The organism is Acinetobacter sp. YH1901134 (genome assembly GCF_013416965.1).
Classification (GTDB): Bacteria; Pseudomonadota; Gammaproteobacteria; order Pseudomonadales; family Moraxellaceae; genus Acinetobacter; species Acinetobacter amyesii.
This window is the reverse complement of record NZ_VPEW01000008.1, coordinates 76,263-99,526: the sequence shown is the minus strand read 5'-3', so window position 1 is coordinate 99,526 and position 23,264 is coordinate 76,263. Positions and strand designations below refer to the sequence as shown.

At 41.7% G+C, this 23,264-nt stretch carries 24 protein-coding genes; 11 read left to right on the top strand and 13 right to left on the bottom strand.

Annotation, left to right across the window (positions count from 1 at the left end):
* Positions 1 to 40 precede the first annotated feature (40 nt).
* From yccS to FTV50_RS09850, 3 genes are all read left to right on the top strand, one after another.
* The gene (gene yccS, locus FTV50_RS09860) at positions 41 to 2,191 is read left to right on the top strand and encodes a YccS family putative transporter (RefSeq protein ID WP_373683685.1); all 2,151 of its coding nucleotides are present in this window, start codon (positions 41 to 43) and stop codon (positions 2,189 to 2,191) included.
* Between the two features lie 18 nt (positions 2,192 to 2,209).
* Positions 2,210 to 2,776 carry a hypothetical protein gene (locus FTV50_RS09855; protein ID WP_218950733.1) on the top strand — a complete coding sequence of 189 codons (567 nt, stop codon included), beginning with the start codon at positions 2,210 to 2,212 and terminating at the stop codon, positions 2,774 to 2,776.
* Between the two features lie 142 nt (positions 2,777 to 2,918).
* Positions 2,919 to 3,218, top strand: coding sequence for a DUF3817 domain-containing protein (locus FTV50_RS09850; RefSeq protein ID WP_078189335.1), 300 nt, complete (start codon positions 2,919 to 2,921; stop codon positions 3,216 to 3,218).
* 79 nt (positions 3,219 to 3,297) lie between these two features.
* Here FTV50_RS09850 and FTV50_RS09845 read toward each other — a convergent pair whose 3' ends face one another.
* The 4 genes from FTV50_RS09845 to FTV50_RS09830 all read right to left on the bottom strand — a co-directional run bounded on the left by FTV50_RS09845 (position 3,298) and on the right by FTV50_RS09830 (position 7,975).
* Positions 3,298 to 4,527 carry an MFS transporter gene (locus tag FTV50_RS09845; protein WP_180024318.1) on the bottom strand — a complete coding sequence of 410 codons (1,230 nt, stop codon included), beginning with the start codon at positions 4,525 to 4,527 and terminating at the stop codon, positions 3,298 to 3,300.
* A 250-nt stretch (positions 4,528 to 4,777) separates the two neighbouring features.
* On the bottom strand, positions 4,778 to 5,659 hold the full coding sequence (locus tag FTV50_RS09840; protein WP_180024374.1) for a pirin family protein: 882 nt from the start codon (positions 5,657 to 5,659) through the stop codon (positions 4,778 to 4,780).
* A 344-nt stretch (positions 5,660 to 6,003) separates the two neighbouring features.
* On the bottom strand, positions 6,004 to 6,375 hold the full coding sequence (locus FTV50_RS09835; RefSeq protein ID WP_180024317.1) for a hypothetical protein: 372 nt from the start codon (positions 6,373 to 6,375) through the stop codon (positions 6,004 to 6,006).
* Between the two features lie 190 nt (positions 6,376 to 6,565).
* On the bottom strand, positions 6,566 to 7,975 hold the full coding sequence (locus tag FTV50_RS09830) for an FAD-binding oxidoreductase (protein ID WP_078189543.1): 1,410 nt from the start codon (positions 7,973 to 7,975) through the stop codon (positions 6,566 to 6,568).
* A 373-nt stretch (positions 7,976 to 8,348) separates the two neighbouring features.
* Here FTV50_RS09830 and serA point away from each other — a divergent pair, with 373 nt between their 5' ends.
* From serA to FTV50_RS09815, 3 genes are all read left to right on the top strand, one after another.
* Positions 8,349 to 9,581, top strand: coding sequence for a phosphoglycerate dehydrogenase (gene serA, locus FTV50_RS09825; RefSeq protein WP_180021554.1), 1,233 nt, complete (start codon positions 8,349 to 8,351; stop codon positions 9,579 to 9,581).
* Between the two features lie 117 nt (positions 9,582 to 9,698).
* A complete protein-coding gene (locus FTV50_RS09820) occupies positions 9,699 to 10,568 on the top strand; it encodes an EamA family transporter (protein WP_111884175.1) in 870 nt (289 codons plus the stop codon).
* A 220-nt stretch (positions 10,569 to 10,788) separates the two neighbouring features.
* Positions 10,789 to 11,667, top strand: a complete 879-nt coding sequence (locus tag FTV50_RS09815) for a DMT family transporter (RefSeq protein WP_180024316.1) — start codon at positions 10,789 to 10,791, stop codon at positions 11,665 to 11,667.
* 85 nt (positions 11,668 to 11,752) lie between these two features.
* On the opposite strand, the gene FTV50_RS09810 is transcribed toward FTV50_RS09815, so the two are convergent.
* From FTV50_RS09810 to truB, 3 genes are all read right to left on the bottom strand, one after another.
* Entirely contained in the window at positions 11,753 to 12,214 is a 462-nt protein-coding gene (locus FTV50_RS09810) for a hemerythrin domain-containing protein (protein WP_180024315.1), read from the bottom strand.
* Between the two features lie 135 nt (positions 12,215 to 12,349).
* Complete coding sequence (locus tag FTV50_RS09805; RefSeq protein WP_180024314.1) at positions 12,350 to 13,123, bottom strand: TSUP family transporter; 774 nt, start codon at positions 13,121 to 13,123, stop codon at positions 12,350 to 12,352.
* Positions 13,124 to 13,149: 26 nt separating this feature from the next.
* Positions 13,150 to 14,058, bottom strand: coding sequence for a tRNA pseudouridine(55) synthase TruB (gene truB / locus FTV50_RS09800; RefSeq protein ID WP_180024313.1), 909 nt, complete (start codon positions 14,056 to 14,058; stop codon positions 13,150 to 13,152).
* Between the two features lie 153 nt (positions 14,059 to 14,211).
* Here truB and FTV50_RS09795 point away from each other — a divergent pair, with 153 nt between their 5' ends.
* From FTV50_RS09795 to FTV50_RS09775, 5 genes are all read left to right on the top strand, one after another.
* Entirely contained in the window at positions 14,212 to 15,240 is a 1,029-nt protein-coding gene (locus FTV50_RS09795; RefSeq protein WP_180024312.1) for a lipase secretion chaperone, read from the top strand.
* Positions 15,241 to 15,318: 78 nt separating this feature from the next.
* A complete protein-coding gene (locus tag FTV50_RS09790) occupies positions 15,319 to 16,263 on the top strand; it encodes an esterase/lipase family protein (protein ID WP_373683687.1) in 945 nt (314 codons plus the stop codon).
* Between the two features lie 366 nt (positions 16,264 to 16,629).
* A complete protein-coding gene (locus tag FTV50_RS09785) occupies positions 16,630 to 17,640 on the top strand; it encodes a triacylglycerol lipase (RefSeq protein WP_180024310.1) in 1,011 nt (336 codons plus the stop codon).
* A 202-nt stretch (positions 17,641 to 17,842) separates the two neighbouring features.
* Complete coding sequence (locus FTV50_RS09780) at positions 17,843 to 18,808, top strand: triacylglycerol lipase (protein WP_180024309.1); 966 nt, start codon at positions 17,843 to 17,845, stop codon at positions 18,806 to 18,808.
* Between the two features lie 224 nt (positions 18,809 to 19,032).
* Entirely contained in the window at positions 19,033 to 19,992 is a 960-nt protein-coding gene (locus FTV50_RS09775) for a triacylglycerol lipase (protein WP_180024308.1), read from the top strand.
* 63 nt (positions 19,993 to 20,055) lie between these two features.
* Here FTV50_RS09775 and rplS read toward each other — a convergent pair whose 3' ends face one another.
* The 6 genes from rplS to FTV50_RS09745 all read right to left on the bottom strand — a co-directional run bounded on the left by rplS (position 20,056) and on the right by FTV50_RS09745 (position 23,261).
* On the bottom strand, positions 20,056 to 20,427 hold the full coding sequence (gene rplS / locus FTV50_RS09770) for a 50S ribosomal protein L19 (protein WP_078189351.1): 372 nt from the start codon (positions 20,425 to 20,427) through the stop codon (positions 20,056 to 20,058).
* A 139-nt stretch (positions 20,428 to 20,566) separates the two neighbouring features.
* Positions 20,567 to 21,307 (bottom strand): tRNA (guanosine(37)-N1)-methyltransferase TrmD, encoded by a 741-nt coding sequence (gene trmD, locus FTV50_RS09765; protein WP_180024307.1) that lies wholly within the window; start codon positions 21,305 to 21,307, stop codon positions 20,567 to 20,569.
* A 42-nt stretch (positions 21,308 to 21,349) separates the two neighbouring features.
* On the bottom strand, positions 21,350 to 21,898 hold the full coding sequence (rimM, locus tag FTV50_RS09760) for a ribosome maturation factor RimM (protein ID WP_078189353.1): 549 nt from the start codon (positions 21,896 to 21,898) through the stop codon (positions 21,350 to 21,352).
* A 17-nt stretch (positions 21,899 to 21,915) separates the two neighbouring features.
* Positions 21,916 to 22,173: a 30S ribosomal protein S16 gene (gene rpsP / locus FTV50_RS09755; protein ID WP_078189354.1), complete on the bottom strand. Its 258-nt coding sequence runs from the start codon at positions 22,171 to 22,173 to the stop codon at positions 21,916 to 21,918.
* Positions 22,174 to 22,317: 144 nt separating this feature from the next.
* Positions 22,318 to 22,797, bottom strand: coding sequence for a type IV pilin protein (locus FTV50_RS09750; RefSeq protein ID WP_180024306.1), 480 nt, complete (start codon positions 22,795 to 22,797; stop codon positions 22,318 to 22,320).
* Entirely contained in the window at positions 22,791 to 23,261 is a 471-nt protein-coding gene (locus FTV50_RS09745) for a type IV pilin protein (protein ID WP_180024305.1), read from the bottom strand. Before FTV50_RS09745 ends, FTV50_RS09750 begins: the two co-directional genes overlap by 7 nt.
* Positions 23,262 to 23,264: the final 3 nt, after the last annotated feature.

The following is a 23,264-nucleotide window of genomic DNA, read 5'->3' as shown; positions in this document are numbered from 1 at the left end:
CAGTCTAATTTACAAAATCATTCGAATACTTCATAACTCTGTGAACATGCGACTCTCTTGGTTTCAACAGTTTCAATCCAGTGCAATCATTATGTATTGCCTGCAAATTTGTATTGTTTTGAGTGGCACCACGCTCGGATTATATTTTCTCGGTTTTCATAGTGTTATTGTTCCCGTCACCTTAGGTGCGATTGCCACCGCGCTCACGGACTTTGACGACCGACTCAGCATCCGACTGCGTAATTTGCTCTATGTCTGCGTACTCTTCTTTAGTGTCAGTAGTATTTTAGATTTTCTCTATCCCTATAAGCTGCTGTTTATATTGTATCTTTCACTGTCCAGTGCAGGATTTATTTTATTAGGAGCTTTGGGGCAACGCTATGCCACGATATCTTTTGGCACGATTTTACTGTCGATTTACACCATGTTCGGCTTGGGCGAATATGACACCTGGTATTTTCAACCCAGCTGCTTTGTTCTAGGGGCCTTATGGTATGGCCTGACCTCAATTCTCTTTTACTTGATTAAACCCACCCTACCTGTACAGGACAATCTTTCGCGTTGTTTTTTACAAATCGCCGAAGTACTGAATGCAAAAGCACGCTTATTTGACCCAGATAATGTCGACAATGTGGAACACTTACTGTATGAATTATCACTCAAAAACAGTGATGTCATCCCAAGTTTAAACACGACTAAAGCTTCTTTACTCACCCGTTTAAAAGCCTCAAGGGCCAATAAAAACACCATCTACTGGCTGAATTTATATTTCTTGGCACAAGATATTCACGAACAGGCCAGTGCGAATTATTTACACTATGAACAAATTCATCAAAATTTTAGCCGTACCGATTTAATTTTCCGTTTTCAAAAAAATATTCGATTACAAGCGCAGGCTTGCCAACAGTTGGCCTACTGCATTTTGCATCGACAACCCTATCAGCCTGATCCGATTACTGCGCAAGCACTGGCACATTTGCATGCCTCTTTGCAGGAGTGGATGGCCAATAATCCGCAAAATATAGAAGTGAAAAATCTACAGCTGATCTTGAGTAATTTGGACAGTGTGCAAGAACGCTTTTCGCATGTGCAGGATTTAGATCATTCACAGCAACAGGCCTATCAGCAGCATATCGACAACCTCAATTTACTCGACGACGACATTCACGGTTTGCACGATTTATGGCTCAAACTGAAACAGCATTTGAGTCCAGAATCTGCCTTATTTCGCCATGCCGTTCGCATCGCTTTTGTCTTTGCCATGGGCTATGCCATTTCACTACTGCCTTTTGCCAAAAATGGCTACTGGATATTATTGACCAGTTTATTTGTCTGTCAGATGCGCTATTTTGCGACCAAAAGTCGTTTAAAAATGCGGACTTTGGGAACCATATTAGGGGTCTTACTTGGCATTCCTATTTTGTATTTTGTGCCGAGTGTCGAAGGTCAATTACTACTGACGATTATTTTTGGCGTGTGCTTTTTCTATCTGAGTGCCAAAAAATATGCCATGGCGACCCTCATGGCAACCTTAATGGTCTTGCTGATTTTTAATTTAAAAGGCGCTGGTTATGCGGTCATTTTACCGCGTATCGTTGATACCCTACTCGGCTGTTTTATTGCATGGTTCGCAGTCAATGTGATCTGGCCAGATTGGGACTTTCGCAATATTTCCAAGACCATTCAAAAAAGCTCTGCTGCGACTCTACATTATTTTGATGCCGTAGTTGAGCAATATCTCCATGGGAAAACCAATAGCATTGATTATCGGCGTGCCCGTCGTTCAGCCCATAATGCCCAAACTGAACTATCGAGCATGATTTCAAGTTTAAGTACCGAGCCTGAACCCGACCAAACTTTGATTCAACATGCTTTTCGCTATTTGGTCTATAGCCATAGTCAGCTCAGTTATATTTCGGCATTGGGGAGCCACCGTGAACAGGTACAAGACCAACAAGTCCTTGAACTGCTGAAATGGTGTCAAAGCACCTTAGACGAAGTCTTAATTCAGCAAAAACCGCTTAACCCTGAGAAAATTCAGCAAAAACTCTTTGAAATTAAAACACTCAGCACTGAAGAAATGCGGTCTAATCACCTACAACTGGTGCTCAAGCAAATCAGTTTATTATTAGAAACATTAGCCGAACTGATTCAGCTTCGAACACAGCTGATTCAGGCGGAAATTAAATAAAATCATTCGAGACTCATGATGAAAATGCTTAGTTTAGGTTTTAGACGCCTTATATTACCTACGATTGTGGCGACCTCATGTTTAGCTGCGTCTTCTGTTTTTGCAGCACTGACAGCACAAGATTTGAAGCGTATTTTGGAATGTCAGGCCGATTACGACACCTACCATGACACTTTGCTCGACTATGAAAAGACTCTGGAGCAACTGGGCTGGAAACGCCATGATGACCCACATCAACCGTTTATTTATATCTATAAAAATAAGCAAGCGGTTGAATTTTTTGGCATGCCAACCCAAGAAATTGGCCTGTCTTCCAATGCAGTATTCGCGATCTATCGCCAAGCCGATGTGAAAAAACTTGCCCAAAAATATGGTATTGAGCAGCATCCAATGTTTGCCAATATGCCATTTTTCCGTGGTGAAAAAATCTTGCGGACAGAAGCAGAAACCGATGAACTTCATGCTGTGAATCACAAATTGAGCTTGTCTGAAATGACCGGAAAAAGCCCAATGATTTTACTCGGCTGTAACTATGAATTTGATCAGGGTTCGATTGAAGATGCCTTAACGGATCTAGAAGGTTAATCCGAGCAGACGACTCAGAATTAACTTTAAATACATCAACTTAGATTCAATATGCGGATCAATTATTTCAACGGGAATGCTTCGTTCCTGCAGTGCTTTCAGGTACACTCAAGGCTGAAATCACTTTGAATTTAGACTTCGCATGAATATCAAGACCTTACGCTTTGTGGGCCTACTCGAAGGCATCTCCTTTTTATTATTATTGTTCATTGCTATGCCAATGAAGTACCTGATGGATAATCCAATATTGGTCAAATACGTCGGTATGGGACATGGCGTCTTGTTTATTGCCTTCTTGGTGGTGCTATTTGTGGTCTGTGAAAAGCAAAAATGGTCGCTCAGTGTATTTCTAATGGGCCTGATTGCATCGATTTTGCCTTTTGGCCCGTTCATTTTCGATCGCAAATTAAAAAATGCAGAACAACCGGCAACATCAAATTAAGACTGTTTAAAGAAAATAAAAAAGCCCAATTTTGTTCTACACAGCATTGGGCTTTTTCTATGATGGCATGAACTCGAATTTAAAATTCACCCGTCAATTTACGTTGTCGCATAATATCTCGCACCACCAAGCGTGGTAGGCTGAACCACAAGATAATGAGGGTAAAGCCTGCCAAACTATAGGCCCAAAGGCCAAAATTTTCATACAGCACGCGAACAATTTCGATCACGGCAAAGAACGTCAGCATCATGATTACAGACACTGCCGCAGCCACTGTGCCCTTCGACATTTCAGACGACATTAAGGCAAAACGATAGAGCACAGAAAAGCTAATCCCTTCACCAAAACTGACCAAACTCATGCCGAGAATGAGAAAGGTCAGAAAATAACTTTCAGTCATCGTCCCAATCACCACGAGGCTCGTTCCGAGTAACATCAGCGGTAGCCCGATCATCACAGACTGACCTAGAGGCAATTTGTCGATGATTTTAATCAGGACAATATTACCGATGATCAGCCCGCCCAAAACAGGAAACTGTGCCATGCCATATTGCATGCTACTCAGTCCTAGCTGCTCCACCAATATCACCGGAGATAGCGCAATCCACAGCATCAGTGGCATTGCCACCATCGGTAGGCCCAGTGTCAGTGCCAAAAAGCGTTTATTTTTTAACACCTGTTTAAAGTCATCAATGATATAGCCCACCGGTTGCTTTGGAATGCTGATGTGCTGAGTCGGCATCTTGGCCTTTAAACCAAACCAACTCAAAAAAGATAGAAATGCGATTCCTATAAAACCCCAATGCCATGACACGTGATCAATCATAAAGGCACCGAGGACGGGTCCGATCAGTGGCGCTAGTAGTGAAATATTCGCCATGATCGCCATGACTTTGATGGCATCACGCTCTTCAAAAGTTTCCTGAACAGCAGCATAGCCCACGGCAGAAATGACCGACAAACCAAAACCTTGTAAAAAACGCAACGTTAAAAAGCTTTCGATATTATGCGTGAGCAATATCGCTAGACAGCATAAGCTAAAGAATGCCACACCACCCAACAGGACTTTTTTACGGCCTAATCGGTCTGACAATGGCCCTAATATCGCAGCGACACAAGCACCTCCCAATAAGTAAAATGACATCGACGAGGGTGCCCATGCACTACTCACACCAAACTCTTGGGTAATCGCAAGCATGGCGGGTTGCACTAAGTCGTTTCCGATATAGACAGAAAATTCAAATAAAACCAGTGCCAAGGGAAACATTAAGGTGGCACGACTTAATTTTGTGGTTTGTACGTTTTGCATTGTTATCTACATATCAAATGTGTGCTGTCGAGCTTGAAATGACAAATAGGGAGAGACACTTCAGCCCAATGACGAGCACTGTAATATTAATTTTAAAAATGAATTTGCGGCATATCCGCCATATGTGCGTCGTATTCACAAGACGCTAGATAGAGATAAAATGAACTTCAACGAACCGATCTGTCGGTTTGAGTCCGACTATTTTAACAGTGTTTGCTGGCGTTGTATTGGTCTTTTTATCTAGCCACTTTTATGGCTTTTCATTGTCTGCTTTTTGGATAAAGCGACCTTGTTTTAGGTCCTCATAGGCTTGCATGACTTCTGCAAAATGATTCATCACAAAATAACCTCGCCCATAGATGGGTTCATTTAAAGGCTGCGCCGATAAATACAACATGTGGCTATCTTCAACTGCCGTCAATTCGACATTTTCACCTTGGCTCGACATAACTGCCATATGCTGTGCATTTAATAGTTCATCCGTTTCATTAAATTTCAGCTTGCCCGAACGTAAATACACAAGCGTGGTATCCCCTTCCTGTGCAGGCAGGGTGATGCTTTGATTGGCTCTGACAAAGACATCAAATACTTGCATAGGCGTATGTGTTTCTGCGGGGCCGTGGGCTGTTAAATAATGACCTGCAATGACCCGTACATAACCTGCATCTTGGGCTAAATCGACCTTTGGAATACTGGCTTTGGCTAAGCTCTGATAGCGTGCAGGATTCATTTTATCTTTGGCAGGCAGATTGACCCAAAGTTGCAAAATTTCAAATGCGCCGCCCCGCTGTGCAAAGGCGTGGCTAAAAACTTCTTCGTGCTGAATGCCTGAAGCAGCAGTCATCCACTGCACATCGCCCTCACCAATGACGCCACCGCCGCCAGTCGTATCATGATGTTCAAGTTCGCCTTTAAACACCAAGGTGACGGTTTCAAAGCCTCGATGTGGATGTTCCAACACGCCTTTTTTCAGTTGGGTTGGTTTCAGCACTCCAGGCCCTAAATGATCGAGCAATAAAAAAGGCGAAACGGTATTCCCCAATTCATAATGGGAAAATACTGAAGTCACTGGGGCAAAGTCACCTACAGCTGAGCCTGAGTCATTGACGTGAATAAAAGCGAGGGTTTTCATCATAAATTTGAAATCTGATCATGATTTGAATTCGGTTTTATATTATTAAAAACTATACGAACTCACGAGAAAATTTTTAGGATTGAATATTCTATGTTTAGGATGAAAATTAAGATACGCGGAAACTCATCCGCAACTGTCCGAGTCAGGACACATTCAATATGTAAAGTTTCTGCGACCTACACAATTGAAGATGGTATTTGACGAGTTTTGCGGATGAAAGATGGTTTTGCTACTTTTGCCGAAACAAAAGTAGATACGAGCTCCAATCATCGAATTTAAAATGAAAGGACCCCGTCATGCTGAATATTTAATAAGAAATTTAGACCTTAACTTTTTATAATTTAAGGACACTTCGCCGATTGGAAAGTCTTGGTATTTTTACCACGCTGGCACTGATATTCCTTTTGCGTATTTACACGCTCCCAGTCACCATCCACCAATCTAAAACTATAAATAGTACGAACCGATTTCACCGAATCATCCATCAAACCCGTTTCAGTCACTTTCACCTGCCCCGCATTTGGCGACTCGACACGGTTAAAATACTGACGAATTTCCACAGTCGACAGCTCTTTACGTAAATCAGGACGTTCTTTTAATACCTGATCGAGTGGCGTAGCAGAAGAACCGACTTTAGACACAATTTTCTGCGTTGTCGCACAACCCGCCAACATCCCCACACACAATGCAGACACAGCAATTAAACGATACATAGAACCAACTCAAATTTATTATTCAGCCCTATCATGCCGAACATTTGTCCAAAACACTATTTAAGCAATGTAAAAGAAGTACTCCATTCCAAAAATCAATGTGTGGTCTCTCATCCATGCGTGGCTAAAAAGTCGTGCTATAGCCATAAAAAACGCATCCGAAGATGCGTTCTAGTACGTCTTTAAAAAATTAAAGATCGAACAATTTACCTGGGTTCATAATTGCATTTGGATCGAATACTTTTTTCAATGCTTTCATATATTCGATTTCTTCTGCTGAACGTGTGTAATCGAGGTAAGGCTTTTTGGTCATACCCACGCCATGTTCTGCTGAAATTGAACCGTCATATTTTTTCACAGTTTCAAATACGTATTTGTTTACCACTTGGCATTTTGCAAAGAATTCATCTTTACTTAAATCCGCAGGTTTCAAAATATTTAAGTGCAAGTTACCGTCACCAATATGACCGAACCAGCAAATTTCAAAGTCTGGGTAATTCGCTTCCACAATTGCATCAATTTCTTTAATAAATGCAGGCACATGTGTAATCAGAACTGAGATGTCATTTTTGTATGGAGTGAACGGTGCGATTGACTCTGAAATGTCTTCACGTAAACGCCATAAGCTATGTACTTGGTCTAAGCTTTGGCTCATCACGCCATCCAGTACCCAACCTTGTTCCATGCAATGTTCAAAGATTTCCATTGCCGCATCCATGATCGGTTCAAATGGTGCTTCAAACTCAAGTAAAACATAGAACGGACATGGTGTTTCAAACGGACGTTGTACATGGCCATTGTCCAATACTTTTTGCATCGCAAGTTCACCAAAGAACTCAAATGCAGTCAGGTCGATTTTCTTTTGGAAGGCATGTAGAACAGGCATAATCGCATCAAAATCAGGCACACCGAGAACCAATACTTGTAAGTCATGGGGTTGGCGTTCAAGTTTGATTTCAGCTTCAGTCACGAGGCCCAAAGTCCCTTCACCACCAATAAATAAGTGTTGAAGCGCATAACCCGTCGCGTTTTTGATCATGCCTTTGTTCAAGCGCAGGATGTCACCTTTACCTGTAACCACGGTCATGCCCAACACCCAGTTACGTGTCATGCCGTATTTGATGACTTTAATACCACCCGCATTGGTACCAATGTTGCCGCCAATTTGAGATGAACCTGAAGAGGCAAAATCAACTGGGTAGTACATGCCTTGTTCTTCAGCATAGTTCTGAAGTTGTTCAGTCACTACACCTGCTTGTACGCGAACCATACGGTCAGCTGGAAAGAATTCCAAGATTTGGTTCATCTTGTCCATGCTCACCACGATTTCACCGTTAGCAGCCACAGCACCTGCTGATAAACCTGTACGACCGCCACTTGGGGTAATCGCGACATTAAATTGGTTGGCAAGTTTTACAATTTGTTGAACTTGCTCTGTGCTTGAAGGGAAAACGACGACCGAAGGATTTGGATCGAAGTGCTTAGTATGGTCACGACCCCAATTTTGGAGACTATCCGCATCTGTTTTAATACGGCTTTCGCCAACAATAGCGGTCAATTGGGTCAATAACTCTGGGGTTAAAGCGACTGGAGCATTCATCGTTTTCAGACCTTGCAAGAAGTAAACAAGTTTTTTTTAAAGGTCCAGACTTCATTCAGTCAAAACTGCGGTAACGCATATTTCAAGGGAAAAAGCCTGAAACAGAGCGCATCAAAATGTCAGGGAATTGGTCATGATGATTTTGAGCGGCACCATTATAAGCTATAACTGGGCTTTTTTTGACAAAACCCAAAGAAAAACGTGATTTCAAAATGTCACGAGGAATATGACCAAGTTAATTAGACCAAATCTAAAAAAATTGACTCATCATTCGCCAAAATAGCCATGACGTCGGTCATAAAGGAAATGTATATCAGGCGACTTCCTATGCTATTATATGCGCACTAAATTTGGCCTTTGTAGCGGAGCCGTAATGAGCCAACATCTTTCTTTACCTAAAGATAAAATTCGTTTCTTGTTGTTAGAAGGCGTTCACCAAAACGCAATCGACACTCTAAATGCTGCTGGATACACCAACATTGACTACCGTAAAACTGCGCTTGAGGGTGAAGCGTTGAAAGAAGCGGTTAAAGATGCTCACTTCATTGGTATTCGTTCACGTACTCAATTAACTGAAGAAGTTTTTGAAGCGGCGAACAAACTGATTGCTGTGGGTTGTTTCTGTATCGGTACAAACCAAGTGAACTTAAATGCTGCAATGATTCGCGGTATTCCAGTATTTAACGCACCATACTCAAATACGCGTTCAGTTGCTGAACTAGTACTTGCTGAAGCGATTCTATTACTTCGTGGTGTTCCTGCAAAATCTGCTTCAACTCACCGTGGTGGTTGGAACAAGTCTGCAGTCGGTTCATTTGAAACTCGTGGTAAAACTTTAGGTATTGTTGGTTACGGTTCGATTGGCTCGCAACTTTCTGTACTTGCTGAAAGTTTAGGTATGCACGTAATTTATTACGATGCTGTAACTAAACTTCCAATGGGTAATGCACGTCAAGTCGGTTCTATGGGTGAACTTCTTGCCAATGCAGACGTGGTTTCTTTACACGTTCCTGACGTTCCATCTACACGTAACTTCTTCGGTAAAGAGCAATTTGCTCAAATGAAAGAAGGCGCAATCTTCCTCAATGCTGCACGTGGTACATGTGTCATCATTGAAGATCTTGCTGATGCAATCAAATCTGGTCATATTGCTGGTGCGGCTGTAGACGTATTCCCTAAAGAACCTAAAGCAAACGGTGAAGAATTCGTTTCTCCACTTCGTGGCTTAGACAACGTGATTTTGACTCCTCACGTGGGTGGTTCAACAATGGAAGCGCAAGCGAACATCGGTCTTGAAGTTGCTGAAAAATTCGTTGCTTACTCTGATAAAGGTATGACTTTATCTGCAGTGAACTTCCCAGAAATCGCGTTACCGTTGACTGAAGGTAAACACCGTTTACTTCATATCCACAAAAACGTGCCGGGCGTTCTTTCAAAAATCAACAACTTGTTTGCTGAACACGGTATCAACATCTCTGGTCAGTCTTTAATGACTAAAGGTGATGTGGGTTATCTTGTGATGGACGTTGATGCAACTGCATCTAAAGAAGCTTTGGATACTCTTCACGAAGTGGAAGGTACAATCCGCGTTCGCGTATTGTTCTAATTTAATTAGACACTGAAGCCACAGCCTTCGGGCTGTGGTTTTTTTATTGTTATAAAATTTTAAAATCTGGCTAGTGCCACTCTCCCGCTCTTCGAGTCATCGAAACAAATTTAGTTTATGCCAAATTTTAAAGTTGCACCGGCTGTCCAAGCACCGCTGATCTTGCTTATTGCCATGATCAGCATGCAAAGCAGCGGTTCATTTGCCAAATATCTTTTCGGTCAATTTCCCATACTGACCGTCTCGGCCATGCGTTTAATGCTAGGCGCTTTGATTTTGGCGATTATTTTTAAAATTTGGCAGATCAATTTTAAACAAGTCAAATGGTCTGCGATTATCAGTTATGGCTGTGCTCTTGCAGGCATGAATATGCTGTTTTACTTGTCCATTGATCGCCTACCTCTCGGCATTGCCGTGTCTTTTGAATTTATTGGCCCTTTAAGTGTTGCACTATTGGCAGCAAGACGAAAATTCGACTTCGTCTGGGTCGGCCTTGCAATTCTAGGCCTAATTTTGCTGTTTCCATTTGATCAAGCAGCACAACGTCTTGACCCAATTGGGATCTTGCTTGCCCTCGGTGCAGGTGCATGTTGGGCACTCTATATCGTGGCAGGTCAAAAACCATCAGGGGTCTCAGGCAATCATACCGTTTGCTTAGGCATGTTCGTCGGCATGTGTGTTCTGATGCCCATCGCAATCTTTGCAGGTATGCCGGCACAGGCGTTTGAGCCAAGTAGTCTGCTGTATTTTATTGCACTTGCGACCTTAGCTAGTGCTTTACCTTTTACTCTAGAAATGATTGCGCTACGTAACATGACTGCGCTGAGTTTCGGTACACTCATGAGTTTGGAACCCGCTGTTGCCGCTCTCTCGGGTTTTATCTTTTTGCATGAACAATTGTTATGGACACAATGGTTGGCATTGGCAGTGATAATCAGTGCTTCGATTGGCTGTACTTATACCACGCAAAAGGCCAAATCAATTTAAATTCAAACCGCCTTAATCTTTTGAAAATATCTCCATTTTTTATTTTGAATTTAAAAATGGTGGCGATTTAAAGACGATTTTTTATATTCAATTTTTTTAAATTCAAAACCTGCAAATTGCATTTCTGCCTCTGAAAAGTCATCAATAATTCAATATTAACCGCTATACTGAGCAGAATTAAAAATTGGGGTACTTTGTTCCCCCCACCACAGCGTGCCGCATGCCAAACTCACAATTATTAGCAGTCGTTTTCATGGTACTTTCCATGATCTCCTATCAGATCAGTGCATCATTCGCCAAGCAATTATTTTTGGTGCTTGATCCACTCAGTGTGACCATTTTACGACTCTGTTTTGCTTCAATTATTATCTGCTTAATGTTTCGTTCATGGCACATTTTAAAACGGCTGTCTTTTTTAAAATGGTGGGATCTGCTCTGCTATAGCGCGGCACTCTGTTTGATGAATGTGTTGTTCTATATGTCACTGGGTAAATTGCCACAAGGCATTGCCGTGGGTTTAGAGTTTATCGGCCCTTTGGGTTTGGCATTGTTATCCATTAAAAACAGCAGTGATTATATTTGGGTCTTTTTGGCGATCTTAGGGATTGCGTTGATGGTGCCTTGGGGACAAGCTCATGATGGTAATTTCTCAATACTTGGGGCAGCCTATGCCTTAGCAGCGGGACTCTGTTGGGCATTCTATATTTATTTCGGGCAAAAAGTCGTACACCAAAATATTGGTATGCATGCGCTAACGATTGCCATCACACTGTCCGCACTGACCTTGCTCCCGATTGGACTATATAACAATGCACCCGCCCTACTCGATACCCAATATTGGCCGAAAGCCTTATTAATTGCGATTTTAGCCACGGCCATACCTTATGCACTGGATTTAAAAGCGTTAAAAATCCTCAGTAAACTTAGTTATGGGACTTTATCGAGTTTGTCGCCTGCATTAGCTGCCATTACAGGTATAGTTCTGCTTGGCGAAAATATTGGGACGTGGCAATGGGTGGCCTTAGTCTGCATTATGTTGGCGTCCGTCGGGGTGACTTTACGTTCCTCTCGCAATACTCCGAGCAGCGTATCAGACTAAATTTTTATATTTATAGTTGAAACAAAAAGACGGCCTCTGCCGTCTTTTTTTTGATTTTGCATTCGTCTTCAGGCTTCACTTGCGTTTAGCCCGTCAAACTGTCTTTATCTGCTTTCTTGTATTTCTTATATTCCGCCAAATATTGTTTGGCTAAACTTTCCTTTTGTTTTTCATCTAAGATTTTACCTGCTTGCTGAAAAAAGCCGTGCTCTTCTTCCTGCAAATGATGATGTACCGTTTCAGATAACTTTTTCGCAATTGCCAACCAACCTTGATTACTAAATTCAGTTTCCGTCAGTTGCTCTAATAATTCATCCATCTCATGATGTTCCGCCAATGCATGACGGGTGATGTTTAGGCCTGAATCAGTCATCATTAACGGGATGTAAAAATAACGATCTTCGCCAACAGCATGAGCAAATAACTCATTTTTGAGCAGCTCAAATAAATCTCGACGCTCAGGTGTATCCCCTGATGTTTGAATGAGTTTTTCAGCAAGTTCACGTTGCTTTTCATGACTTTGGCGTAAAGCTTCAAATATATTCATTGTAGTGATGACCTCTGATGCTTAGCTAATTGTGTATTATGAAATTTAATTATTATCCACAACTCAAACGAGTCGCTTATTTTCATACTAATCATTTCAGCGACAGAATTCAGCAACGCACTGTTAAGATTTGTTTTAAGCTTGTCCCGTAAAGGTTTGATAACACAACCGTACAATCAAAATACTCACCAAAATCAAAAATAGAATTCGAATAAAGCCACTACCGTATTTAATTGCCGCACGTACACCAACGATCGAGCCTAAAATATTTGCTACAGCCATCATTAAGCCTATCGCAAATAACACATGGCCAGTGGGCGCAAAAAAACTCAGTGCTGCAAGGTTGGTGGTTAAGTTGGCGACTTTTGACAAAGCAGAGGCATGTAAAAAGTCTGCTTGTAGATAACGAATAAAAAAGAAAATAAAGAAACTGCCAGTGCCAGGTCCAAAGATGCCGTCATAAAAGCCAATCACCAGACTACCAATAGCGGCAAAACCGAGGATTTTAGGAGTCAGTTCTTGGCGTACATGCACCTGACCAAATTGTTTTTTGGCAAAGGTATAAATCGCAATCACGATCAACATGACCAAAACGAAAGGACGTAAGACTTCTTTTGGAATCATTGATACACAGGCTGCTCCCACAAAGGAGGCAACAAATGCACAGCTTGCAATGACCGCAAGTAATTTCCAACGGAGTTTGACTTGGCGTAAAAAAGAATAGGACGCCGAAGCCGTACCAAAGATCGAAGACAACTTATTGGTGCCAAATACGGTCGCTGGAGATAAGTGCGGCATGGCATTCATAATGGCAGGAATTTGAATCAGTCCGCCACCGCCAACAGCTGCATCAATTGCACCAGCAAAAAATGCAAAAAATAGCAGGCTTAAGATGATTTCAATTTCCATAATTTGGCTTCAGTGGCTGTTAATAACTATTCAAGATTTAATACACGTTTTGGTACTAAGCGCTTACGATCAGTAATTTCCGCTAGACCTAAGCAACGTTCCCCATCAAATACCAAAACCTGCGCTTCCGCAGCATGCTCAATATTACTTTCCATTCCACGACTAAAATATTCAGCTCGACCTTCCGGCGCTTGCACTTTGCAAAAATGATCGACAGGTGAATACACCGGCAGCAATAATGCTTCACGCTCAGCTTCGGTCAGACTCTCTAAATATTCAATGGTAAAGCTTGGGTTAAGATCAAAATGACCCGTTTGAATACGGTGTAGATAGGTTAAATGTCCGTAAGTACCCAATGCTTTGGCAATATCTTCGCCTAATACACGAATATACGTGCCTTTAGAACAGGTGATGTCGAGTGTAATACTATTCTCATTAAATGATAATAACTCGATGGCATAAATCGAAATTGGACGTGCTTCACGCTCTATTTCTATGCCTTTACGCGCCAACTCGTACAGCGGGCGACCTTCTTTTTTCAGCGCAGAATACATCGGTGGAATTTGTTGGATATCTCCCACGAACTGTGCCAGTACCTGCTGAATAGATGCCTCGGTCAAAACAGGTACAGCTTGTTCCATCAATACCTCACCTTCCACATCACCCGTCGTGGTGCTGTGTCCTAAAAAGACGGTGGTTTGATAACGCTTGGTCGAGTCGAGCAAGAAATGTGAAAATTTCGTCGCTTCACCCAAACAAATTGGTAATAAACCTGAAGCCAGCGGATCAAGCGCACCGGTATGTCCTGCTTTTTGTGCACGAAACAACCATCGAACCTTCTGTAAGGCTGCATTCGAGCTAATACCTAATGGCTTATTCAAAAGAAATACACCATGTACAGGACGACGTTGGATCTTAGGAGAGGCTTTTTTCATGTCAACATTTGGCTAATACAGGAACAGCGCAATGGTAACAACCCACCTCTAACGTTTACAACTCTTCTATGTTTTTATCTGCGTTTTATGTCATATTGAGTTCGCATTTAGAACTCTAAAACAATTAAAAACGGAATAAAGGTGCATTGGGATATGCAAAAAAATAAACTTTGGCTCATCATTGCCTTGGTCGTTATCGCTGTTGCTGCATTTATATTTTGGCTGGCGCCAAAAGCATCACAAAATGATCCTTCAGATCAATCGATTCAACAACAAAATACGCCTTTAGCGCAGGGCGAAAACGCTACAGCACAAGCCACAAGCGGTTCTTCACTGCTCAGTCCAAGTCAACAAGACACAGAAGTAAACTGTCAAATCAGTATGGATGGTTCAAACCGTCTGATCGTGAACGAGCAAACACGGAATTGTTTTGAATATTTCATCACTCAATATGGTGAAAAGTCGATAGATCAAATCAAAAAGGACTTTAAAGCCTACATTGCACAAGGTCATAAAGAACCTGCGCTGTCACAAATTTATGATTTGTGGGATCGTTATATGAAATATCGTGAACAGTTAGGTCATTTACAGCCACCAAGTGACGATAAAGAGTCACCACAATATTATCGCTCGATCTATAGCAGTACCCAGAATTTAAGAAAGCAGTTCTTTTCAGATTATGAAATTGAAGGCTTATTTGGCAAGGAAAATACCTATCACGAATACACGCTGAAACGCATGGAAGTGGTGAATGACAAAAAACTGTCTGAATCAGAAAAAGCCAAAAAACTAAAAGCCCTGTTTGATGAACTCCCAGAAGACTGGAAAGAAAACCTGGAACAAATCAATAAACTTGAAGATTTACGCAAACTCACAGCGGACATTAAAGCCCGTGGTGGTTCAAGCGAAGAAATCCATCAAATGCGGTTAAATTTAGTGGGTCCAGAAGCCACTCAGCGCCTTGAAAATCTAGACAGCCAGCGCAGCTCTTGGAAATCTAGCGTGAATCAATATCTCACAGAGCGTGACAGCATTGTGAAAAGCAATATGAGTGACAGCGCTAAACAACAAGCAGTGCAGCAGCTCCGTAATCAACATTTTAAATCGAAGGAAGATCAGCTCCGCGTCAGTACCTTTGAATCTGTGCATGATCAAGGTGGAAAATTACCTTTCGCAGAATAAGTGCAAATAACAATTTAAAAATAACTTCAATTTCAGGATGAAATAATGAAAAAACCACAAGCTCTTTTATGCGCAATCATGGCTGCATCAGCAGCGATCGCTAGTACACAATCTCAAGCGGCGGCAGGACTCCAACATGTCACCGCCAACAGCTCGGCAAACTATGCCAAGACCAAATATCCGATTGTGTTTACCCATGGTATGTTCGGGTTTACTCGCATTGGTTTTGACAGCTTTGGCATGGATTATTTTTATCAAATTTTGCCAGATTTAGCTCGTAATGGGGCCAATACCTTTGCTGCCCAAGTTTCTCCGCTAGAGTCGACAGAAGTCCGTGGTGAGCAATTGCTCTCTCAAGTCGAAGAAGTTATTGCTCTGACCGGCCAACCCAAAGTGAACCTCATTGGTCATTCACATGGTGGACCGACAACTCGCTACATTGCAGCGATCAAACCTGAATATGTGGCTTCGGTGACTGGGGTTGCAGGCACTTATCGTGGCTCTCTAGTCGCAGATAAAATCCAAGCAAATAAAACTATTAACTCAGTCTTTGGGGTCCTTGGCGATCAACTCTTAGCACCGATTATTACTTGGGCTGAAGGCAACTCGAGTCTACCCAACAGTGTTGATGCATCACTTACCGCGATCAGTGAAAAAGGTTCTGCTGAATTTAATGCAAAATTTCCAACCGCAGCACTGGCTGCGAACTGCAATCAGTCGGGTGCCAAAGTCGACAATGGTGTGTATTACTACTCATGGACAGGTACAGCACAAACCACGAATGTATTAGATGTACTAGATACAGTGATTAGTCAGCTTGCCCCTTTGGCCTATGGAAATCGTGACAATGACGGTTTGGTTGGACGCTGTAGCACCCACATCGGACAAGTAATCCGTGATGACTACAATCACAACCACTTAGATGAAGTGAATATGATCTTTGGCCTACGCAGCCTATTTTCACCTGACCCAGTTGCGCTCTACCGCCAACATGCCAATCGTTTAAAATTACAGGGACTTTAACCCAAAAGTTAGTTCCCTTTAAGTAGTGAACAGGACGTCTTTAGACGTCCTTTTTTATTTACAATTTTCTTACTTTTAAGCATTAAATAAATTAATTCAATAAGTTATTAAATCATAACAACTAAAATAAATAGCAAAAATAAAAGACGAATGTATATAAATATACTTGTCACCTCAACGCCGTCCATGTCCTAAAATGACATGGAATTTCAAACCGAGCATGAAAAAATGACAAGGCATCTTTGTCTATTCAAACTCTCTGAAATCAAAGATATGGCCTAGCCAATCACAAAGATGTTGCTTAAAAACAGAGAGTATTTTCATTATTAAAAAGTAATAAAAACAACATCAGATCAAGGAACATTTATGCGATCTTTAGTAAACACGGCCAAGATGGCCTCTGTAGCTGCAGTTGCAGGCTTAGCGATGAGTATATCGGCAAGCACTCAAGCTGCGCCTAGCGCCCTCCAGGTGAAGGAAACGGCAAAATCTGACTATGCAAAAACCAAATATCCAATTTTAATGGTGCATGGTTGGCTCGGTTGGTCACGTATCGGCACTGATACCATCGGACTAGATTATTGGTACCAAATCTTGCCAGATATGGCACGAAATGGCTCAACCGTATTCGCAGCGCAATTATCTCCTGCAAATACCACAGCACATCGTGGTGAGCAGTTAATTGCACAAGTTGAAGATGTTTTGGCTATTACAGGGAAGCCAAAACTTAACTTAATCGGTCACTCTCATGGTGGTCCAACTGTATTGTATGTTGCTCAAACAAAACCACAGTACATTGCGTCTATTACAGGTGTTGCAGGAACCTATCACGGCTCTAAAGTAGCGGATGATATTCAAGGCAACTCACTTTCTCGCACTGCCTTTAATATTTTAGGTGATTATATTGTCGGTCCACTGATTGCTTTGGGTCAGGCAAAACCAGAGCTTGAAATTGATTTCGATGCTTCAATGAAATCATTATCACAAACAGGTTCTGCTGCATTTAACAGTACAGTTGCAAAATCTGCTGTAGCTGACGGTGTTTTGGCATCTTCAGAAAATTGCAGCAAAAACTTAAAACAAGTCGACAGCAAAGGCATTCAGTACTATTCATGGACTGGTGTTGCGCAAACCACGAATCTACTTGATATCGACACGATCCTAATGCAACTCGGGCCATTGTCTTACGGCAATAAAGACAATGACGGTATGGTTGCACGTTGTAGTGCTTATATCGGTAAAGTTATTAACGACAGCTACAAACTTAACCATACCGATTTAGCCAATATGATGTTTGGCTTAACAGGGCTATTTGCACAAGATCCTGTGGCGCTGTACCGTCAACATGCAAACCGTTTAAAACTGCAAGGACTTTAATTCTTATCGTTGAAGTTTAAATGTAATAAGGGGGCTTCGGCCCTCTTATTTACTTTTATAGATCTGAAAATTCATGATCGTTTATTTTGTTACATTTAGCGTCACAGTTAATCTCTTTCAATTTGCAACAGGTGGTCTTTATTGCTTTATTAGAAATGACAATAAATATTGTCATAAAACAATAATACATTGAGGATCGCTCATGAAATACGGATCATTTTTAGCAGGTTTAATTGCAGCTACATTCATCGGTAATGTATCTGCATCGCAAGCAACCCAAGTCACTGCCAAAGCTAGTTCCAGCTATGCAAAGACCAAATATCCAATCGTATTTAACCATGGTATGGGTGGTTTTATTACCGTTGGTACGGACTCATTTGGACTCGACTATTGGTATCAAATCCTTCCTGATCTTGCCCGAAATGGTGCAAATGTTTGGGCAACTCGCGTATCGCCTTTTAACTCTACCGAAGTGCGTGGCGAACAGCTTCTACAACAAGTTCTTGAAATCAGAGCACTCACCGGTGCGGATAAGGTGAATTTGATTGGACATAGCCATGGTGGGCCAACAATTCGTTATGTTGCCGGTGTTCGCCCAGATGTCGTGGCTTCATTAACCAGTGTTGCAGGACCTCATCAAGGATCCCCTGTTGCAGACTTAATTTTAAAAGCTGAAGGCACCGCTGTCGAAGCACCCTTGGTTGGAGCTGTGAATTTTGTCTCTAAAGCCATCATTTGGGCGCAAGGTCTAGATCCAAAGACTTACCCTCATGATGCATTGGCAGGTGGTTCAAGTTTAACGCTAGCGGGTTCTGCAAAGTACAATGCCGCATTCCCTCTGGGCTTGCCTAAATCCAATTGTGCTGATGGCAATAGCGTTGAGAAAGGCATTTATAACTATTCATTTACAGGTGTGGGCCAAATCACCAATATTTTAGATTTAGACTCAGCACTAAAAGTGACCGCATTACTGATCGATGGCGGAAAAGACAATGATGGCCTCGTATCACGCTGTAGTGCCAAATTTGGTAAAACCATTCGTGATAACTACAACTGGAACCATTTAGATGAAGTCAACCAAGTGCTTGGTCTCAAAGCGTTGTTCGCACCAGATCCTGTCGACGTTTATCGTCAACATGCCAATCGTTTAAAACTTCAAGGTTTATAATTTAGTAAAGCTATACATTAAACCCTGTAAATTCAGGGTTTAATGATATTTTTATTAATCAATTTACAAAATATCTTTCATTCTGTCGATTAGTTCTCACATTTTGCTTTCCTTTTTTTATAATCCTTAATGACAATAAAAATTGTCAAATAGACGAGTTTGTCTATTTCCAAACTGAACTAAATCACAGTTTGAATACCAAAACAAAAAGAAAGGAATGAAAAATGAAAGGAAAATTGCTCTGCGCCACGCTCCTTGCAAGTATGGCAGTGACCCAAACGCATGCTGCATTGGGTATACAACAAGCGACCACTAAAAAAGTCATCGACAATTATGCTGAAACCCAATACCCCCTAGTGTTTGTACACGGGATGTTTGGTTTTAATCGCTTAGGCGGTGCCGTTTTTGGTCTGGATTATTGGTATCAAGTTCTTCCCGATTTGGCAAGCCATAAAGCTACGGCCTTTGCTACACAAATCTCCCCGTTGGAATCCATTGAAGTTCGTGGAGAACAACTGTTAGACCAAGTTGAACAAGTAGTTGCCATTACTGGCAAACCCAAAGTGAATTTAATTGGTCACTCACATGGTGGCCCTACGGCTCGATATATTGCTGGCGTACGACCTGATTTGGTTGCCTCTGTCAGTACAGTCGCAGGCACCAATGACGGTTCACCTGTGGCAGATTTAGTACAGAGTGTGCCGATTTTAAATGGCGTATTAGCGACAGTTATGGATGCCTTAATGACCCCAGTGATTAACTTCGCACAGCAGTCGAATCTACCGTCAAATTTTAAAGCATCGATCTATAGTATGTCTCAACCGGGAGTCAAAGCCTTTAATGCAAAATTCTCACTGGGTATGCCTGCAACCAAATGTGCTGATGGCCCAAGTGTAGCCAATGGCATTAGCTTCTATTCATGGACAGGTATTTCCAACACCACCAACCTACTTGATCCAGACACGATCTTTACCGCAATGGGGCCAATTGCATTTAGCGGACAACCGAACGACGGCTTAGTGAGCCAATGCAGCAGTAAATTGGGTAAAACCATCCGTGATAATTATAAGTGGAACCATTTCGATGAAGTCAATCAAGTATTAGGCTTGAAAGGCTTATTTGCACCAGACCCTGTTTCAGTCTACCGTCAACATGCCAATCGTTTGAAACTTCAAGGGTTATAATTTTCTTTCTTGCATAAAAAAATGCGCCTAAAGGCGCATTTTTTTACAGCGTTGTAAAACAAATTATTTTGCTTTACGAGCTGGTAATTTTTCACGAATACGTGCAGCTTTACCAGACAATTCACGTAGGTAGTAAAGTTTAGCACGACGAACGTCACCACGACGTTTCACTTCGATACCAGCAACGATTGGTGAGTGAGTTTGGAATACACGCTCAACACCGAAACCGCTAGAAATTTTACGTACTGTGAACGCAGAGTTCAAACCACGGTTTTTCTTAGCAATTACAACACCTTCAAATGCCTGAAGACGTTCACGCTCACCTTCTTTTACTTTAACTTGAACAACTACTGTGTCACCAGGAGCAAAAGCAGGGATGTCTTGTTTCAACTGTGCATTTTCAACAGCTTGTACTAAAGGATGTTTACCGCTCATGGGGTATCTCCGATTATGCGAGTTAGAAGAGGTCTAATCATCGCTGGGGCTAGAGGCTAAAGCGCATAGACCCGATTGACTTTCCCTTTATGCTTGACCGCTTCAATGCATAAAGAGCCTAATATAAGATTTAAAAAATTTAAACCTGGGAATCTTTTAGCCATTTCTTTTGCTGCTTGGTCAATTCAACTTTTTCAACCAACTCAGGTCGGCGTTCTAAAGTGCGTTGATATCGCTGCAAAAACCGCCACTTCTCAATATTGGCATGATGTCCCGATTTTAATACTTCAGGAACATCTAAACCTTCAAAATGGTCTGGCTTGGTATATTGTGGGCAATCTAAAAGACCATCCACAAATGAGTCTTGCACATGTGATTGCTCATCAGACATTGCACCCGGAAGTCTCCGAATCACACTATCCAATAAAACCATCGCAGGGAGTTCACCACCAGATAAAACGTAATCGCCTATTGACCATTCCTGATCAACATATTGTTGGATCAAACGCTCATCAACTCCTTCATAACGACCACACAATACAATCAATCCATCATATTTGACGAAATCTTGTACCGCAGGTTCATTTAAGGTTTTTCCTTGCGGCGACATATACACCACAGGAACATGAACAGCACCCGCTTGCTTGGCAAGCTCTTTGGCACGATGAATTGCTTTCGCTAATGGCTCAGCCATCATCACCATACCTGGACCACCACCAAATGGACGTTCATCCACTCTTTTGTAGTTGCCCTCAGCAAATTCGCGTGGATTGATACAATGAACTTGCACAATGTCACGTTTTGCTGCGCGCCCGCTAATACCGTAGGCTGTAATCGCTTCAAACATTTCAGGAAAAAGCGTAATGACTGCAAAAAACATCGCAGACTCCTCTATTTTCCTGCTGCGTCAATCCTTAAAGGATTAATAATCTACGCCCCAATTTACGTAGATACGACCAGCTTCGAGATCAACACGCTGTACTACATCTTTATGCCATGGAATCATTCGCTCTTCGCTATCGACACTGTCAGCAGTAGCGCGAACTACCATCACGTCGTTAGCACCTGTTTCAAACAATTCGTGGATTTGACCGAGGTTGACTTCTTGTTCATCTTCTCCAAGACCTAACACTGTTAAGCCCTTCAAATCTGACCAGTAGTACTCGTCCACGCCTGCTTGAGGCAGTTGCGATTTAGAAATCCAGATATTTGCGCCAACCAAGTTATCTGCCGCGGTACGATCACTCACACCTTTTAGCGAAACAACCAAGCCTTTGCCATGTGGTTTCCAACGTTTTACATCTACTGTTTGCCAACCTGCTTTGGTCTCAATGTACCAAGGGAGGTAGTCAAAAATATTGCTCATAGGTTCTGTATTGGAATAGACCCAGAGCCACCCATTTAATCCATATGCTGAACGTAGCTGTCCAATCTGAATACGATCTTCGGGAACATTCTGTGTTGGTGTCATGGGCAACCTACTACTAATTAAGCAGTAGCTGCAGCTTTCTTAGCTTCAGCAGCTAAAGAAGCAACACGTTCTGAAGGTTGAGCACCTTGTGAAACCCAGTGAGCAAAACGGTCAGCATCTAAACGAAGTTTTTCTGCTTTACCTTGAGCCGTAGGGTTGAAGAAACCGATACGTTCGATGAAACGACCGTCACGTGCATTACGGCTATCAGTCACAATGATTTGATAGAACGGACGTTTTTTAGCACCACCGCGTGCAAGACGAATAACAACCATGATAGAACCTTATAGTTTTTACGGATTATCCCTGTACCGACCATCGATACATTTCAAACCCCTTTCATAGAGGGCAATATTTTACGTGAAATTTGCCCTGAATGAAAGATCAAAAAGTGTTTATCCACAATTTTGAATTTGGGGTTATTTGCCGTCCCAGTTTGAGGTGGCAGATGGAGTACAAGCAGTACCAGAATTATCTGTACCAACAGTCCAACACCGCTCACCTTTATAATTTAGTGCAATATGCCCATCAAGGTGCTGAGTTGAAGTTGCAATTGGTGTAGCAACTAATAACCACCTTTCTGAACCTAAGGGTGAGGATGTATCAATAACTCCACTATCATCAAGCCATTGCAGTTCTAACATATACAAAGGATTGCCCTGAATCGGGTATGTAGTCTTAATACCAATATCAGTCATAGTTGCACCTGTTACCTTAAAATTAGCAATTTTAAAGCGCTGAATTTGTGCAGCAACTTGCAACATATTTGCTTGCATATCAGTACGTTTAGTTTTTTTCACATATTGAAGATATGAGGGATATGCAAATGCTGCAAGTATTCCAACTATCGCAACAACAATCATCAATTCAACAAGTGTAAAGCCATTTTTTCTTACCATGACTCTGCTCCGGAACAATCAAAACCTATTGTCTTCCCTTGCTTAAAACACTGTATACCGGTACTCGTTACTACATAACTATTATTTTTTTCATCGGTTGATGTAGCCATAATTGCCCAACTTTGCCCGGTAGAAGATGAATTACTTAAAGTATTTGCTGTATTCGCTCCATCTCGAACACTAATATTATATTTAATATCAGTGCCCGTCGCACCATTAGGTACAACCAATAAATTGGATGAAGCAGTAAAATTTAAATAATTAAAATTACGCGTTTTATGCTTCTCCAAATCAACAGCGATTTGTTTCATCGTTTGTTGTGCTTGCGATGCTAAAGATTTTCTTGCATAAGCTTGATAACTAGGAATAGCAATAGCTGCAAGTATTGCAATGATGACAACGACAACCATCAACTCAATTAAAGTAAAACCTTTTTGAGCAAATAAAGTATTTTTGTTATACATACC